The sequence below is a fragment of the Micromonospora sp. L5 genome (assembly GCF_000177655.2).
In the GTDB taxonomy this organism is placed as follows: Bacteria; Actinomycetota; Actinomycetes; order Mycobacteriales; family Micromonosporaceae; genus Micromonospora; species Micromonospora aurantiaca.
Window position 1 is genome coordinate 4,102,441 of sequence record NC_014815.1, and the last position, 15,280, is coordinate 4,117,720.

13 protein-coding genes are annotated in these 15,280 nt (G+C 74.6%); 10 read left to right on the forward strand and 3 right to left on the reverse strand.

All coding sequences use genetic code 11. The features are described 5' to 3' along the window. The first annotated feature begins 134 nt into the window (after positions 1-134). Positions 135-716: a TetR/AcrR family transcriptional regulator gene (locus ML5_RS19385; RefSeq protein ID WP_030271987.1), complete on the forward strand. Its 582-nt coding sequence runs from the start codon at positions 135-137 to the stop codon at positions 714-716. Positions 717-987: 271 nt separating this feature from the next. Here ML5_RS19385 and ML5_RS19390 read toward each other — a convergent pair whose 3' ends face one another. Then, the gene (locus ML5_RS19390) at positions 988-2,400 is read right to left on the reverse strand and encodes an alkaline phosphatase PhoX (protein WP_013475829.1); all 1,413 of its coding nucleotides are present in this window, start codon (positions 2,398-2,400) and stop codon (positions 988-990) included. Between the two features lie 183 nt (positions 2,401-2,583). On the opposite strand from ML5_RS19390, the gene ML5_RS19395 reads away from it, so the two are divergent. The 4 genes from ML5_RS19395 (at position 2,584) to ML5_RS19410 (ending at position 7,269) form a co-directional block, all read left to right on the forward strand. Next, positions 2,584-5,100 carry an FtsK/SpoIIIE domain-containing protein gene (locus tag ML5_RS19395; protein WP_013475830.1) on the forward strand — a complete coding sequence of 839 codons (2,517 nt, stop codon included), beginning with the start codon at positions 2,584-2,586 and terminating at the stop codon, positions 5,098-5,100. After that, positions 5,097-5,876: a hypothetical protein gene (locus ML5_RS19400; protein ID WP_013475831.1), complete on the forward strand. Its 780-nt coding sequence runs from the start codon at positions 5,097-5,099 to the stop codon at positions 5,874-5,876. The genes ML5_RS19395 and ML5_RS19400 overlap by 4 nt, the downstream gene beginning before the upstream one ends. A 158-nt stretch (positions 5,877-6,034) precedes the next feature. Then, positions 6,035-6,298, forward strand: a complete 264-nt coding sequence (locus tag ML5_RS19405; protein WP_013287536.1) for a DUF6244 family protein — start codon at positions 6,035-6,037, stop codon at positions 6,296-6,298. 167 nt (positions 6,299-6,465) lie between these two features. Further along, on the forward strand, positions 6,466-7,269 hold the full coding sequence (locus ML5_RS19410) for an alpha/beta fold hydrolase (protein ID WP_013475832.1): 804 nt from the start codon (positions 6,466-6,468) through the stop codon (positions 7,267-7,269). 82 nt (positions 7,270-7,351) lie between these two features. Here the strand turns inward: ML5_RS19410 and ML5_RS19415 are convergent, their stop codons facing one another. Next, the gene (locus ML5_RS19415; protein WP_013475833.1) at positions 7,352-8,944 is read right to left on the reverse strand and encodes a GMC family oxidoreductase; all 1,593 of its coding nucleotides are present in this window, start codon (positions 8,942-8,944) and stop codon (positions 7,352-7,354) included. A 90-nt stretch (positions 8,945-9,034) separates the two neighbouring features. Continuing rightward, a complete protein-coding gene (locus tag ML5_RS19420) occupies positions 9,035-9,901 on the reverse strand; it encodes an aldo/keto reductase (RefSeq protein WP_013475834.1) in 867 nt (288 codons plus the stop codon). A 164-nt stretch (positions 9,902-10,065) separates the two neighbouring features. On the opposite strand from ML5_RS19420, the gene ML5_RS19425 reads away from it, so the two are divergent. The 5 genes from ML5_RS19425 to ML5_RS19445 all read left to right on the forward strand — a co-directional run bounded on the left by ML5_RS19425 (position 10,066) and on the right by ML5_RS19445 (position 14,776). Next, positions 10,066-10,431 carry a YciI family protein gene (locus ML5_RS19425; RefSeq protein ID WP_013287532.1) on the forward strand — a complete coding sequence of 122 codons (366 nt, stop codon included), beginning with the start codon at positions 10,066-10,068 and terminating at the stop codon, positions 10,429-10,431. 279 nt (positions 10,432-10,710) lie between these two features. Continuing rightward, positions 10,711-12,159, forward strand: coding sequence for a pyruvate kinase (gene pyk / locus ML5_RS19430; RefSeq protein ID WP_013287531.1), 1,449 nt, complete (start codon positions 10,711-10,713; stop codon positions 12,157-12,159). Between the two features lie 11 nt (positions 12,160-12,170). After that, positions 12,171-13,040, forward strand: a complete 870-nt coding sequence (locus ML5_RS19435) for an acyl-CoA thioesterase II (RefSeq protein ID WP_013287530.1) — start codon at positions 12,171-12,173, stop codon at positions 13,038-13,040. 71 nt (positions 13,041-13,111) lie between these two features. Next, on the forward strand, positions 13,112-13,582 hold the full coding sequence (locus ML5_RS19440; protein ID WP_013287529.1) for an Rrf2 family transcriptional regulator: 471 nt from the start codon (positions 13,112-13,114) through the stop codon (positions 13,580-13,582). Positions 13,583-13,714: 132 nt separating this feature from the next. Then, the gene (locus ML5_RS19445) at positions 13,715-14,776 is read left to right on the forward strand and encodes a sulfite exporter TauE/SafE family protein (RefSeq protein WP_013475835.1); all 1,062 of its coding nucleotides are present in this window, start codon (positions 13,715-13,717) and stop codon (positions 14,774-14,776) included. Positions 14,777-15,280: the final 504 nt, after the last annotated feature.

Genomic DNA, 15,280 nt, shown 5'->3' on the forward strand with positions numbered 1-15,280 from the left:
CGTGGCCGGAGGGCGGCCGGAAGTCCGGAGTAAGCTATCCGGAGGGGTGGCTCCGGTCAGTAACCGGAGGCTTGCCTCCATTAACCTAGCGGAGGGGTGCCTCCGGTTGCAAGGCGGGAGGGGTGACGCGCCTCATGGCTGACGCCGACGTGTCCGGCGAGGTCTTCGCGCGCCGCCCCAAGCGGGCCGACGCCCGCCGCAACTACGACGCGCTGATCGCCGCCGCTCGCGAGGTCTTCGGCGAGCACGGCGCGGGCGCGTCGCTGGAGGAGATCGCCCGCCGGGCGGGCGTGGGCATCGGCACGCTCTACCGCAACTTCCCGCAGCGGCGGGACCTCTTCGAGGCGGTCTACGTCGAGGAGGTGCGCGCGCTCAGCGCCTCCGCCGCCGACCTGGCCGACGAGCCCCCGTGGGACGCCCTGGTCGGCTGGCTGCACCGGTTCGTCGCCTACGTGGCCACCAAGCGGGCGCTGGCCGAGGAGCTGGTGCACGACTCCGAGGTGTTCCGCAGCTGCCGCACCGAGATCTACGCGACCGGCGAGCCGCTGCTGCGCCGCGCCCAGGCCGCCGGGGAAGCTCGGCCGGACGCCGGCTTCGACGACGTGATCCGGCTGATCAGCGGCCTCGCCGCGTACCAGTTCCCGGACCCGGCCCAGCGGGACCGCGTCCTGGCCATCGCGCTGGACGGCCTGCGCCCGCCGGCGGGCATGAATTGATACGTCCGGCCGTTTGTTGACGTGACGCATCAAGGGCTGCTCTGTGCGGGAGGAAGGGGCGGGTGCGGCCGGGTTCAGCCGACCCCGCCGTACTCCGCGATCGCCGAGAGCGTCGCGCGGACAACCGTCGGCGCGGTCCAGTGCGCCGATCTTGCACTTTCGGGCGGCGAAATGCGGCTCATGCACCCATTCTTCGGGGCCGCAGGTGCAAGATCGCCGAGGAGAGGCGGATCGGCCGGCGGCTCCCGCCCGGGAACCGCCGGCCACCCGCTCAGCGGTGCCCGTTACCAGGCCGCCCCCACGGTCCGGTGATCGCGAACACGTACCCCGGTGACTGGATGTTGGCGAACAACGTCTTTCCGTCCGCGCTGAACGTCGGCCCGGTGAACTCGCTGTCGTTGAGTTCGTTGCGGGCCAGCGGGTACGCCTTGCCCTGCTCGGTGACGCCGACCAGGTGCGACACGCCCTCGCCGTCCTCGGCCAGGATCACCCCGCCGTACGGCGACACGGTGATGTTGTCCGGCCCGTCGTAGTTGCCGGTGTCGGCCTCCGGGTCGGTGTTCACCCCGAAGATGGTCTTCAGCGTCACGGTCTGGCGGCGCGGGTCGTAGAACCACACCTGCCCGTCGTGCTCGTTGGCGCTGCCGTCGTCGTGTCGGGCGTAGCTGGCCACGAAGTACGCGCCGCCGTCGCCCCACCAGGCGCCCTCCAGCTTGCGGCTGCGGGTCACCTCGGCGTCGGTGAACTGCTTGCGTACCGACACGGTCCGGGCGTCGCGGTCCGGCACCTCGACCCACTCCACCCGGTAGCGGGTGCCGGGCGTGGTGGCCTCGGACAGGTCGGCCACGTGGTCGTCGCCGCGCAGGCAGCGCATCGCCGCGAGGCTGCCGGCGGTGCCGCCGTCGGGTCGCTGGGCCAGCGCCCGCAGCGCGCCCTTGCCGGCCCGGAAGCCGGGCGGCGGCGTCCACCGGAAGTACAGGCCGTTGGGCCCGCTCGCGTCCTCGGTCAGGTAGATCGAATGGGTGTACGGGTCGACGGCCACCGCCTCGTGGGAGTACCGCCCGAGGAACGTCAGCGGCACCGGGTCGGTGTTGGCGGACCGGTCGTGCGGGTCGACCTCGAAGACGTACCCGTGGTCCTTCAGGAACCGCCCACCGGCCCGCTGCTCGGTCTCCTCGCAGGTCAGCCACGTGCCCCACGGGGTGATGCCACCGGCGCAGTTGTTGTGCGTGCCGGCCACGCTCACGTACTCGCGCAGCCGCCGCCCGTGCCGGTCCACCTCGATGGTGGTGGTGCCGCCGCGGGCGCCCGGGTCGTAGGTGAGGCCGGGCAGTGCCGGCACCGGGTACGGCTCGTCGCCGCCGATCTCGTGGTTGTTCACCAGCACCGAGCCGTGCGGGCCGCGGAAGCAGCCGGTGCCGTCCGCGTCGCTCGGGGTGGGCTGCCCGGACTCCAGCAGCGTCGCGCCCGCCTGCGCGACGACCGTGTACGAGAAGCCCGGCGGCAGCGCCAGCAGGCCGGCCGGGTCCGGCACCAGGTCGCCGTAGCCGACGGCGGGGCGGCACGCGGGCCGGGCCGCTGCCGGTCCGGCGATCGCCTCCAGGCTGCCGGCCACCATGATGCCGAGTCCGCCGGCCACGCCGCCGCGCAGCAGGGACCGCCGGGAGAGAGGTGAGGTGGTCACGTCGTCGCCTTCCTGTGCGCACGATTGCCTGGGGGAAGGCAAACCGGGCCGGGGGAACGGCGTGCGGCGCGCCCGTCCGTAGCCGGGTGAACAGTGGACGAATCCCCGGTGCGGAGCGCCCCGTGCCGGTGCGGCGCGCGTCCGTTAGGGTTCCCTTCGATCGCAAACGTCGGAGGGCGGACGGTGGGCAGACTCGCGGCGGCGTACCGGCAGGCGGTCGATCGGCATCGGCAGGCGGTGCGGCACTGGGAGGCGGCCCGGCGGCTGCTGGGCGCCGCGGGCCCGGCGCCGGTGGGCAGCCCGGAGCTGGTGGCGCGGCTGGCCCGCCTCGGCGGTGAGCTGGCCGCCGCGGTGCCCGGCACCGCCCGCGTCGCGACCCACCCCGTTCCGGTACGCCTCGGCGCCGCGACCACTGTCGACGGCGCGTTCCCGGTGCTCGTGCCGGTGGGCGCGGGCGCGCACCTGGCCGTCGACGCGGACGCCCGTGACCCGCGCGTCGGCGAGCTGCTGCGGGCGGTGGTGGTGCGGCTGCTGACCGCCGCTCCGGCCGGCGCGATCCGGGTGGCCGGCATCGACCAGGCCGCCTTCGGCGCGGCGTTCCTGCCGTTGCGCCCGCTCCAGGACGCCGGGGTGCTCGCCGCGGCGGCGACCACCGAGGCGGAGACGACGGCCCTGCTCGACCTGGCCGAGCGGCACGCCCGTACCGCCCAGCGGTCCGCGCCGGAGGACCGCGAGCTGCTGGTGGTGGTCGCCGCGTCCGCGCCACCGCCCCGGGAACTGGCCCGGCTGGCCGCGCTCACCCACGCCGGCCCGGCCGCGGCCGTCTGCGTGCTGCTGGCCGGCCACCCACCGGCCGGGCCGAGCGCGGCTCCGCCGCTGGGCGCCACCACCCAGCTGCGCGTCACCGAGCGGTACACGCTCGTCGGTGATCCGCCGGGGCGTCCGTTCAGCACCGACGGCAGCGGGCTGGCCGCTCCGGTGGTGCTCGACGGCGACCCGTCGCACGCCACTGTCACCGCGCTGGCCCGCCGGTACGCCGAGGCCGCCGATCAGGACGGCGTCACGTTCACCGACCTGCTGCCCGCGCAGCGCTGGGCCGGGTCCGCCGCCTCCGGGCTGCGTACCGTGCTCGGCCGGGCCGGCCGCCGTCCGCTGAGCGTGGCGTTCGACGACGCCACCCCGCACTGGCTGATCGGCGGGCGGACCGGCGCCGGCAAGACGGTGCTGCTGCTCGACGTGCTGTACGGGCTGGCCGCCCGCTACTCCCCGGCCGAGCTGCGGCTGATGCTGCTCGACTTCAAGGAGGGCGTCAGCTTCACCGAGTTCGTGCCCACCGACCGTGACCCGTCCTGGCTGCCGCACGCCGACGCGGTGGGCATCGAGTCCGACCGCGAGTACGGCGTGGCGGTGCTGCGCGAGCTGCGCGCCGAACTGGGCCGCCGCGCCGACCTGCTGAAGCGGCACGGCGTCAGCCGCCTGGCCGACCTGCCGCCCAACGCCCGGCCGCCCCGGATCGTCACAGTGGTCGACGAGTTCCACGTGCTGTTCGCCGGCAACGACGCGCTGGCCCGGCAGGCCGTCGACCTGATCGAGGAACTGGCCCGCAAGGGCCGCTCGTACGGCCTGCACCTGGTGCTGGCGAGCCAGAGCACCACCGGCATCGAGGCGCTCTACGGCCGGGCCGAGGCGATCTTCGGGCAGTTCCCGCTGCGGATCGCGCTGCCCGGCGGCGACGCCGTGCTGGATCCGCGCAACGACGCCGCACGCGGGCTCACCGTCGGCACCGCAGTGGTGAACACCGGCGCGGGCGCGCCCGGCTCGGACGCCGAGGTGCGGTTCCCGGACGCGCACGCCGCCTCGGCCGACCTCGCGGCGCTGCGCCACGAGCTGCACGCGGCCCGCCCGGCCGGGTCACGCCCGCCTGCCGTCTTCCGGGGACACGAGACGCCTCGGCTCACCGACGACCCCGCCTGGGCGGCGCTGACGCCGGGCGCCGACCCGCCGTACGCGCTCGTCGGCCGCGTGGTCGACGTCCCCGGCAGCCCGGCCGGGTTCGCGCTCGACGCCAGCCCGGGCCGGCACCTGGCGGTGGTCGGCACCGCCGCGGCCGGCGCGGACGTGCTCCGGTCGGCGACCCTGTCCCTGGCCCGCCAGCACGCCCCCGGCACCGCCCGGTTCCTGTTCGCGCCGCTGGCACCGGGCACCACCGACGCCGCCGACGACCTGGCCATGACACTGGCCGCCGCCGGGCATCCGGTCCGGCGCCTCGACGCCGGCGCGCTGCGCGCCCAGCTCGCCGAGGCCGCAGCCGGGGACGCCCCGGCGGCCGGGCGCACCTACCTGGTGGTGTTCGGGATGGACGCCGCCGCCACGACGCTCGCCGCCTCCGACCCGGCGACGTTCCGATCCGGGTACGACGACCTGCGCGCCGTCCTGCGCCAGGGACCGTCGCGCGGGGTGCACGTGCTCGGCTGGTGGCGCGGGCTGCGCCGGCTCGCCGACGACCTGGGCGGCAGTGGGCACCGCGACGATGTGACCGGCCTGGTCGCGCTGAACGTCCCCGCCGCCGACCTGGGCCTGCACCTCGGCGTGCACGACCTCGCGTACGTCCCGCGCGAGGGACGCGCCCTGCTCGTCGACCGGCACGAGCACCGCACCGCGCTGATCGTGCCGTTCGCCGCCGGGAGTGATGTTCCATGAGCGGGTTCGACGAGTACGCGGCGCTGCTGCGGGAGTTGTCCACCCGGCAGCGGGGCGGGGAGCGGGAGATCGCCGCCGAGGCGGAGCGCCGCCGCGGCCTCCAGGCCGCCGTCGACTCGGTCGGGCAGCGGCTCGCCGCCCAGGGGCAGCACCTCGACCGGCTCGGGCAGGCGATCGGTGTGCCGATGACCTCGGTCCCGGCGGAGGAGCCGGCACCGGCGATGGTGGCCGGTGGGGGAGCACCAGGTCCCGCGCCCGGACCGGGGGACGGGGTGACCGGCGGCGTAGCCGACGCGCCGGGGCGGCCGGAGGTCGGGGCGTACCCATCGGGTGGTGTTCCGGCGCCGCGGGCCGGCGACCCGGCGGGGGAGCTGGCGGCGGCGGGGCGGCTCGCCGAGGAGGCCGACGTGTTCGGGCAGCAGGCCGACGCGCTGGCCCGCACGCCGGTGCTGCTGCCCACCTGGTCCGCGCCGGCGCGGGCGGTGGTGGTGTACGCGGGCTGCGCGCTCGCCGGTTCGCTGCTGATGCTGATCGCGATAGTGGGTTCGTCGCTGCCGGTGAGCGGGCTGGACCTGGTGGCGGCGCTGAGCTGCGCGGGCGTGCCGTTGATGTCCTTCGTGGCCGGTCAGGTGGTGCTCGCCCGCTGGGGCCGCCCGGCGGTGGAGGGCGACGCGCCCCCGGCCGGACGGTACGTGCCGCTGGGTTTCGTGATCTGCGCGCTGGTCTCCCCGTCCTTCTTCTGCCTCTACCTCCTCCTGTTCCGCCTCCTCCGCTGACCCGGCCCTGCCCCACCGCTCCACCGCTCCGTCGATCATGGAGTTTTGGACCCAAGGGCGCGCTAATTGTGGCTTTCGGGCGGGCGGAAAGTGCAAGATCGCGAAGGCGGTGGGGCGGGGCGGTAGGCTTCCGGGGTCGGTGAGCTGGGGGAGGGCGTGTGAGCGCGGCGGAGATCATCGCCAGGCTGGCGGCGGCGGCACAGAAGCTGGACGAGGCCAAGGCGCGCACCGCCGCTGCCGCGCAGGACGCGGCCGAGGCGCGGGCGCTGGTGGCGGGCGCGCTGGAGGGGGCCACGGCGGGCCCGCTGATCGGGGTCATCGACTCCTACCGGCAGGCGCTGGCGCAGGCCGCGCAGGGCGGGGAACCGGCCCGGCAGCACGTGCAGGAGACCATCGCGAAGGTGCAGGCGCTGGGCAACTGAGCCCGGTCCGGCATGCCGGTTTGTGCTGAGGGCGCGACAAGGGTTACCGCCGCGTAACTTTTCATTGACGTGTGTGAAATCGGACACGCATCATCGTGACCACGATCGATCGGATCCCACCCGTCCCCCCGGGTCCGCCCGGGTGCCTCCCCCCGGAGGTGCAGCCCATGCTGCTCCGAACGATCCTGGCCGCCACCACCGCCGCCACCGTCCTGCTCGTCCCGGCCGCCGCCCAGGCCGCCACCGCCGAACCCGCCACCCCGTCGAACACGGCCGCCGTCGCCACCGCCGCGCAACGGGCCGCCGCCGCGGCCGCCGACCCGGTGATCGTGGTCGGTGGCCTGAGTGGAATCTCCATCGCGTACGAGCCGATCGCCGCCCGGCTGCGCGCCGACGGCTACCGGGTCTCGATCTTCCAGTTGCCGAACCTCGGTCTCGGCGACATCCGCGAGTCCGCCCGGGCGTTGTCGTCCTACGTGGACCGGGTGCGTGCCACCACCGGCGCGGCCCGCGTCGACCTGGTCGGCCACTCCGAGGGCGGGCTGGTCAGCCGCTGGTACGTCAAGTACCTCGGCGGCGCGGCCACCGTCGACCAGTACGTCAGCCTGGGCAGCCCGCAGTACGGCACCTACGTCGCGAATCTGGTCGCCGTCCTCGGGCTGGGCAGCTGCGCCGGTGTGATCGCCTGCCAGCAGATGACCATCGGGTCGAGCTTCCTCGCCGACCTCAACGCCGGGGACGACACGCCCGGCCCGGTCCGCTGGGCCACCGTGCGCACCTGGCAGGACGAGCTGGTCCGGCCGGTCGACAACGCCGTGCTCGCCGACGGCGCGACGAACATCCTGGTGCAGGCCTGGTGCCCGCTGCGGGTCGTCGGCCACCTCGGGCTGGTGCTGGACGGCACCACGTACACGGCGGTGCGCCAGGTGCTCGCCGGCGCCCCGGTCCAGCCGAACTGCTTCGCGGTCTGAGCCACGTGCCCGGACCCGCCGTCGCGCGGGTCCGGGCACGTCCGGCCGGGCCCCGGTGCGGGCGCCGGCCGGGTCCGGGCGGTCAGTCCGCGTCCCGTCCCCTGATCACGTCGGCGGCCCGCCAGGCCAGCGCGGTCACCGGGGCGCTGGTCCAGCCGGCCACCATCACCGGCAGCACCGACGCGTCGACCACCCGCAGCCCGTCCACGCCGCGTACCCGCAACCGCTGGTCGACCACGTGCTCGTCGCCGGTGCCCATCGCGCAGGTGCCGATCGCGTGGTAGCCGCAGTAGCCGCGTGCCACAGCCGCCTCGACGATCTCCGCGTCGGTGGTGGTCGCCGTTCCGGGCACCGTCTCGGCCTGGATGCGCTTCGCGATCGGGCCGGTGCCGAAGAACTCCCGCATCCGGCGGAACAGGTCCACCGCCACCCGCCGGTCGTGCTCCGTGGTGAGGTAGTTCGCCACGATGGCCGGCGGCGTACGCGGGTCCGCGTCGGTGATCGTCAGGCTGCCCTCGCTGTCCGGCCGGGTGACGGTGCCCAGGCACATCAGGCCCGGCTCCCGCTCCAGCTCCAGCGCCTTGCCAGGGCGCGGCGGGGCGGCCGAGAACGGCGCCATCAGCAGGTGCGCGTCCGGGCGATCCAGCTCCGGCCGGGACTTGAGGTGGGCCGCCACGTCCAGCACCGGCAGGGCGAGCGGTCCGCCCCGGGTGAGCAGCCAGCGCAGCGTCGCCCGGGCCTGCCCGAGCGGGCTGCCGATGGTCATGTTGTGGCCGCCGGGTTCGGCGAGGCGGTACTGGAGCACGATCGACCGGTGCTCGCGCAGCCCTGCGCCGACCCGGGGCCGGTCGAGCAGCACCGGCACCCCGGCCGCGCGCAGCGTGTCCGCCGGGCCGATGCCGGAGACCTGCAACAGGTGCGGGGTGGCGAGGGCGCCCGCGGCGAGGATGACCTCACCCGCCGCCCGGTACGTGGTCTCCCCGCCGCCGCGCGCCACCCGTACACCTGTGGCGCGGCCGCCCTCGACGAGCACCCGCAGGACGACGGCGCCGACCTCGACGGTCAGGTTGGGCCGGCGCCGCACCGGGTGCAGGAACGCGTCCGCGGCGCTGACCCGGCGTCCGGCGCGGATCGTGGCGGTGGGGTAGCCGATCCGCTCGTCGTCGTGGGCGTCCAGGTCGTCGGCGCGGCGCCAGCCCAGCTCGGCGCCGGTGGCCACCATCTCCTCGGCGAGCGGGTCGGTGCCGGTGGTGACGGACAGCCGCACCGGGCCGCCGGTGCCCCGGTGCGGCGCGGGCCCGAGCGGGTGGTCCTCCAACTGCGGGAACACCCGCCGCATCGCCGACCAGCCCCAGCCCAGCGGTTCGAGGGCGTCCCAGTCCCGGGCCGCGCCGCGGCTCCAGATCATGCCGTTCACCGACGTGGAGCCGCCGATCATCCGTCCGCGCTGCCAGATCTCCTGGCGGCCCGGCCCGGTGGTGGCCGGGTAGTGCCAGGCGGTGCGCTGGTCGTCCATCAGCCGGGAGAACGCCTTCGGCACCCGCACGTACGGGCTGCGGTCCCAGCCGCCCGCCTCCAGCAGCAGCACCCGCGTCCCCGGATCCTCGGTGAGGCGGTTCGCCAGCACGCACCCCGCCGCACCGGCCCCCACGATGACGTAGTCGAACTCCTCCACAGCGGACCCCCACTCGCGAGAATCCCTCTGACAGTAGTTGCTCGATCACAGTCCGCGAAAGGGTCGGTCGGCGGAGGTGCGGCGGCCGGCTCAGGTTGCCTTGGCCAGCGCCTCGAACTCGTCGTCGGTCAGCTCCACCCCGGCCGCCGCCACGTTCTCCTCCAGGTGCGCCACCGACGAGGTACCGGGGATCGGCAGCATCACCGGCGAGCGGCGCAGCAGCCAGGCCAGCGCGAGCTGCGCCGGGGTGGCGCCGTGCGAGGTCGAGATCGCGTCGAGCGGGCCGCCGGGCCGGGCCAGGTTGCCGGTGGCGATCGGGAACCACGGGATGAACGCCAGGTCGTGGCGCTCGCAGTGCTCCAGCACGTCCTCCGCGCTGCGGTCGGCCAGGTTGTAGAGGTTCTGCACGGACACGATCGGCGCGATCGCCCGGGCCGCCTCGATCTCCTCGACGCTGACCTGGGACAGCCCGATGTGCCGGATCTTGCCCTCCTGGCGCAGCAGCGCCAGCTCGCCGAGCTGGTCGGCCAGTGGCACCTTCGCGTCGATGCGGTGCAGCTGGTAGAGCGGGATGCAGTCCAGGCCCAGGTGGCGCAGGCTCAGCTCGCACTGCTGGCGCAGGTACTCCGGGCGGCCCACCGGCCGCCAGTCGTCCGGGCCGGAGCGGGTCAGCCCGGCCTTCGTCGCGATGACCAGGTCGTCGGCGTACGGGTGCAGCGCCTCGCGGATCAGCAGCTCGCTGACGAACGGCCCGTACGAGTCAGCGGTGTCGATGAACGTGACGCCCAGCTCGTACGCGCGGCGCAGCACCCGCACCGCCTCGGCCGGGTCCTTCGGGTCGCCCCACACGCCGGGGCCGGTGAGCTGCATCGCCCCGTAGCCGAGGCGGTCGACCGGCAGGTCGCCACCGATCCGGTAGCTGCCCGACGCCTTGGCGGGCTGGGTGCTGGTGGCCATTCGCGGTCCTCCTGTGCTCGTACGTACCTCGCGGGGCGGTGCTGCGCCCCGACCCCTGGACATTCCCCGAATCGTGGCGGCGAAGCACTGGCAGTTGCGGCGAGCGGCCCCGGCGCACCGGGCCGCCGTGGGAGGCTGGGCGGGACGGTGGTCAGGAGGTGCGCATGGCCGCGACGCCACGGCTCGACTTCGCGCTGGACACGTACGAGTGCATCGTGCTCTACCCGGGGCCCTCGGGACGGGCCCTGCCGGACGAGACAGTGCAGCGGTTGCAGGCCGAGCACCTCCAGCACATGCGGGCGCTGCAACGGCGCGGCATCGTGCTCGTGGACGGGTCGGTCGACGGCCCGGCCCGGGAACCCGACCCGCCGATCGGTTTCGGCCTGGCCCGGACCGGCTCGGTGGACGACGTCCGCAGCGTCATGGAGGCCGACCCGGCGGTGCAGGCCGGGCTCTACCGGGTCGAGGTGCTCACCTTCCTCTGCCCGGCCGGCTCACTGGAGTTCCCGCTGGTCAAGACGGAGAGCTGAGGCTCCGCGCGAGCCCCTCCGACGGCACCGCCCGCTGCCGCGTACCCAGTGCCCGCCCACGGCCGGACGGCCGGGCGCGGCGGCCCCACAGTGCCCCCGGCCGGCCCGTGACGGGGAGCGGTACGATTTCTCACCGCGCGGTCGCCGATGCCCGCCACACGACGTTCCGGTGCGGTACGCCTACCGCCCGCCCACGCGGTTGACGCGCGTCGTTGGACAAATGTTCCGCAGTCCGCAAGGGGTCGGCCGGGAGGCCGATCCGGAGGAGAGACTAGCCTGATGGGCGTGACACGCCGCGCGAAGATCGTCTGCACTCTCGGCCCCGCAACCGCCTCCCCGGAGCGTATCCGCGGGCTCGTAGAAGCCGGCATGAACGTGGCGAGGCTCAACTTCAGCCACGGCAGTCACGCCGACCACGAATCGGTCTACCGGTTGGTCCGGGAGGCCGCCGAGGCGTCCGGGCGCCCGGTCGCCGTGCTCGCCGACCTCCAGGGGCCCAAGATCCGGCTGGGCCGGTTCGCCGACGGCCCGCACGAGTGGCGCACCGGCGACTCCGTCGTGATCACCGGCGACGAGGTGGTGGGCACCAAGGAGCGGGTCTCCTGCACCTACCGCAAGCTGCCGCAGGAGGTGAAGCCGGGCGACCGGCTGCTGATCGACGACGGCCGGGTCGCGGTCGAGGTCAGCGACGTCACCGGCAACGACATCCGGTGCCTGGTCACCGAGGGCGGCCCGGTCTCCAACAACAAGGGCGTCTCGCTGCCGAACGTCGCGGTGAGCGTCCCGGCCCTGTCCGACAAGGACGCCGAGGACCTGCGCTTCGCCCTCGGCCTCGGCGTCGACCTGGTCGCGCTCTCCTTCGTCCGCTCGCCGGAGGACATCAAGCTCGTCCACTCGATCATGGACGAGGAGGGCGTGCGCCGCCCGGTCCTGGCCAAGGTCGAGAAGCCGGAGGCGGTCGACCACCTGGAGGCGATCGTGCTCTCCTTCGACGGGGTCATGGTCGCCCGCGGCGACCTCGGCGTCGAACTGCCGCTGGACCAGGTGCCGCTGGTGCAGAAGCGTGCCGTGCAGCTGTGCCGGGAGAACGCCAAGCCGGTCATCGTGGCCACCCAGATGCTCGACTCGATGATCGAGAACTCCCGCCCGACCCGCGCCGAGGCCTCCGACGTGGCCAACGCGGTGCTCGACGGCGCGGACGCGGTGATGCTCTCCGGCGAGACGAGCGTCGGCAAGTACCCGGTGCTCACCGTCAGCACCATGGCGAAGATCATCACCACCACCGAGGCCGGCTCGATCGCCGTCCCCCGGTTGCAGCACGACCCGCGTACGCACGGCGGCGCGCTCACGGTCGCCGCCTCGTCGATCGCCCGGGCCATCGGCGCCAAGGCCATGGTCGCGTTCTCGCAGACCGGTGACACCGTCAAGCGGCTGGCCCGGCTGCACTGCGACCTGCCGCTGCTGGCGTTCACGCCGGTGCCGGAGGTGCGCAACCAGCTCGCGCTCTCCTGGGGCGTGGAGACGTTCCTGATGCCGTTCGTCGAGCACACCGACGACATGTTCCGCCAGGTCGACCAGGCGCTGCTCGGCCTCAACCGGGCCAACCCGGGTGACTACGTGGTGATCGTGGCGGGCAGCCCGCCCGGCACCCCCGGCTCCACCAACACGCTGCGCGTGCACCAGCTCGGTTCGCTGGTCGACGCGGCCTCGGCCCGGGCGCTCCAGTGAGTGGTGGCGCAGTGGCGACCGGGCAGGCGGCGGTCGACCAGCTGCTGGAGGTGCTCGACCTCGCCCGTACCGGGGAGATGACCTTCCGGGGGATGAGCCCGCAGGTGGGCCCGCAGCGGGTCTACGGCGGGCAGGTCGCCGGCCAGGCCCTGGTCGCAGCAGGCCGCACAGTCGACGCGGAGCGGGCCGTGCACTCCCTGCACGGCTACTTCGTGCGCCCCGGCGACCCGGCCGAGCCGATCGAGTACCAGGTGGAGAACGTCCGTGACGGCCGCTCCTTCTCGGTGCGTCGCTCGGTGGCGTTGCAGCACGACAAGCCGATCTTCTTCATGTCGGCGTCGTTCCAGCGGCAGGAGGAAGGGCTGGACCACCACGCCCCGCTCCCGCCGGACGTACCCGGCCCGGACGACGTGCCGACCATGACCGACCGGCTCTCCCGCTACCCGGAGCGCCTCGGCATCTGGGGGATGATCCCGCGCCCGATCGACGTGCGCTACGTCGGCGAGCCCGGCTGGGTCCGCCCCGGCGACCGCCCGGCCGAACCGCACCAGCGGGTGTGGATGCGTCTGGACGGCAAGCTGCCGGACGATCCGCTGCTGCACGCGTGCGCCCTCACGTACGCCTCCGACCTGACCCTGCTGGACTCGGTGCTGTCGGTGCACGGCGAGGTGTGGGGCCCGGGCGGTGTGGTCGGCGCGAGCCTCGACCACGCGCTGTGGTTCCACAGGTCGTTCCGCGCCGACGAGTGGTTCCTGTACGACTGCTGGAGCCCGTCCGCATCGGGCGCCCGCGGCCTGGCCACGGGCCGGATGTTCACCACCGACGGCCGGCACATCGCCAGCGCCGTCCAGGAGGGGCTGCTGCGGCGCGTCGGCGGCTGAGAGCCCGATCGGTGATCGTCCGGGTGCGGGTCGGGGGGCCGGCCCGCACCGCAGCGGACTAACCTGGCCGTATGCGTCTCTCCGCCCGGGTCGACTATGCCCTCCGCGCGGCCGCTGAGCTGGCCTCGGTCGCGGTCGGGGGGACCACTGGGCGGAGCCGGCCGGTGACCGCCGAGCAGATCGCCCGCGCGCAGGACATCCCGCCGAAGTTCCTGGAGAGCATCCTGCTGCAACTGCGCCGGGGCGGCATCGTGCACGCCCAGCGTGGCCCCGAGGGCGGCTACTGGCTGGCCCGGCCGGCCGGGGAGATCTCCCTGGCCGAGGTGATCCGCGTCATCGACGGTCCACTCGCGCACGTACGCGGGCAGCGCCCGGAACAGCTCGGCTACCAGGGTGCGGCCCGCGCGTTGCAGGACGTCTGGATCGCGCTTCGGGCCAGCGAGCGGGAGATCCTCGAGCTGGTCACCATCGCCGACGTGGCCGCCGGCGCGCTGCCCGGCCGGGTCAACGAGCTGGCCGCCGACCCGCGCGCCTGGAGCTGACGCCGGCTTCCGCACACCCCGGCACACCGTCCGGCGTCTCCTACCAACCGGATGGGGGACTTGACCCGGGGCGCCTCCGTGCCGCATTGTCGACCAAGTTGATAGGAGATACCGAAAAGTCAGGGGGCGCTCGTGCGCAAGCTGCTGGTCCTCGCCCTCGTCGGGCTCGCCGCGCAACTCGTCGACGGCGCGCTCGGCATGGCGTACGGGCTGACCTCCTCGACGCTTCTCCTGTTCGCCGGTGTGGCACCGGCCGCGGCGTCCGCCTCGGTGCACCTGGCCGAGATCGGCACCACGCTCGCCGCGGGCGTCTCGCACTGGCGATTCGGTAACGTCGACTGGCGGGTGGTCGGCCGCATCGCGCTGCCCGGCGCGATCGGCGCGTTCGCCGGGGCGACGTTCCTCAGCTCCATCTCCACCGAGGCCGCGGCACCGTGGATGGCCGCCATCCTGTTCACGCTCGGCGCGTACCTGCTGGTGCGGTTCTCCCGGCCGCTGCGCGCCAACCGCGCGGCCGGCCGGCTGCGCAGCCGCTTCCTCGCCCCGCTCGGCCTGGTCGCCGGCTTCGTCGACGCCACCGGCGGCGGTGGCTGGGGGCCGGTCGCCACCCCGGCGCTGCTCGTCTCCGGCCGGATGGAACCCCGCAAGGTCATCGGCTCGGTGGACACCTCCGAGTTCGTGGTGGCCGGCGCGGCCAGCATCGGCTTCCTCATCGGCCTGGGCTCCGAGGGTTTCCTGCTGCCCACTGTGGCCGCTCTCCTGGTCGGCGGCCTGATCGCCGCGCCGATCGCGGCCTGGCTGGTCCGCATCGTCCCCGCCCAGCTGCTCGGCGCCGTGATCGGCGGCGTGATCGTGCTGACGAACGCCCGCACGCTGCTGAGCGCCGGCGGCGTGGGCGGCTCGGTGCCGGTGGTGGTGTACGTGCTGCTCGGCGTCGCGTGGCTGGTCGCCGTCGGGCTGGCGGTGCGCGCCCTGCGCCGTACCCGCCGGGCACGCGCCACAGTCGAGGCGGCCCTCGCCGACGGCCCTGCTCCGGCGGGAGAGCCTGCCGCGTCGGCGGAGCCGGCGGAGTTCGCCAAGCCGGGTGAGTCCGCCGCGCCGGCGGAGCCCGCGGCGTCGGGGGAGTCCGCGGCGTCGGGGGAGTCCGCCGAGGCCGCGGAGTCGCGGAAGCTCGCCGCCGCCGTCGAAGGCTGAGCCTCTGGGCCTTCCCGGGGCGCGCCCGCACCCGCGATGGGTGTTCCTCGGCGTGTCGCCCTCCGGAGACACAAGCCCTCCAACCGATATGCCTCTCGGTCATATTTATGACCGAGAGGCATATCGGTTGTCGGCTGTCCCTTCTCGCCGCCCGCCGCGACTCTGCCGTGCCGCCGACCCGCCGTGCCGCCGACCCGCCGTGCCGCCGACCCGCCGTGCCGCCGACCCGCCGTGCCGCCGACCCGCCGTGCCGCCGACCCGCCGTGCCGCCGACCCGCCGTGCCGCCGCGCCGGCCGCCACCGCGACGGGACGGGGTGAAGGGCGCGTGCGACATGCTCGGTGAGTCCGGCGCTTGTGGGCGTGTCCAGCGGTGACCTAGGCTGACGGAGCGCGGAGCCGAATCATGGACGTCGATGTGTTGACGTCGCTCGTCGCGTCAGGGCACGAATTCGCCGGTCCGGGCAGGCCGGCGCTCGCCCCGTGCCTGACCTCCGCGAAAGGCA

Bases quoted from the DNA above. Each gene is read 5' to 3' on its own strand.
- ML5_RS19385 (WP_030271987.1), top strand. From the start codon at position 135: ATGGCTGACGCCGACGTGTCCGGCGAGGTCTTCGCGCGCCGCCCCAAG.
- ML5_RS19400 (WP_013475831.1), top strand. From the start codon at position 5,097: ATGAGCGGGTTCGACGAGTACGCGGCGCTGCTGCGGGAGTTGTCCACC.
- ML5_RS19410 (WP_013475832.1), top strand. From the start codon at position 6,466: ATGCTGCTCCGAACGATCCTGGCCGCCACCACCGCCGCCACCGTCCTG.
- ML5_RS19420 (WP_013475834.1), bottom strand. From the start codon at position 9,901: ATGGCCACCAGCACCCAGCCCGCCAAGGCGTCGGGCAGCTACCGGATC.
- ML5_RS19425 (WP_013287532.1), top strand. From the start codon at position 10,066: ATGGCCGCGACGCCACGGCTCGACTTCGCGCTGGACACGTACGAGTGC.
- pyk (WP_013287531.1), top strand. From the start codon at position 10,711: ATGGGCGTGACACGCCGCGCGAAGATCGTCTGCACTCTCGGCCCCGCA.
- ML5_RS19440 (WP_013287529.1), top strand. From the start codon at position 13,112: ATGCGTCTCTCCGCCCGGGTCGACTATGCCCTCCGCGCGGCCGCTGAG.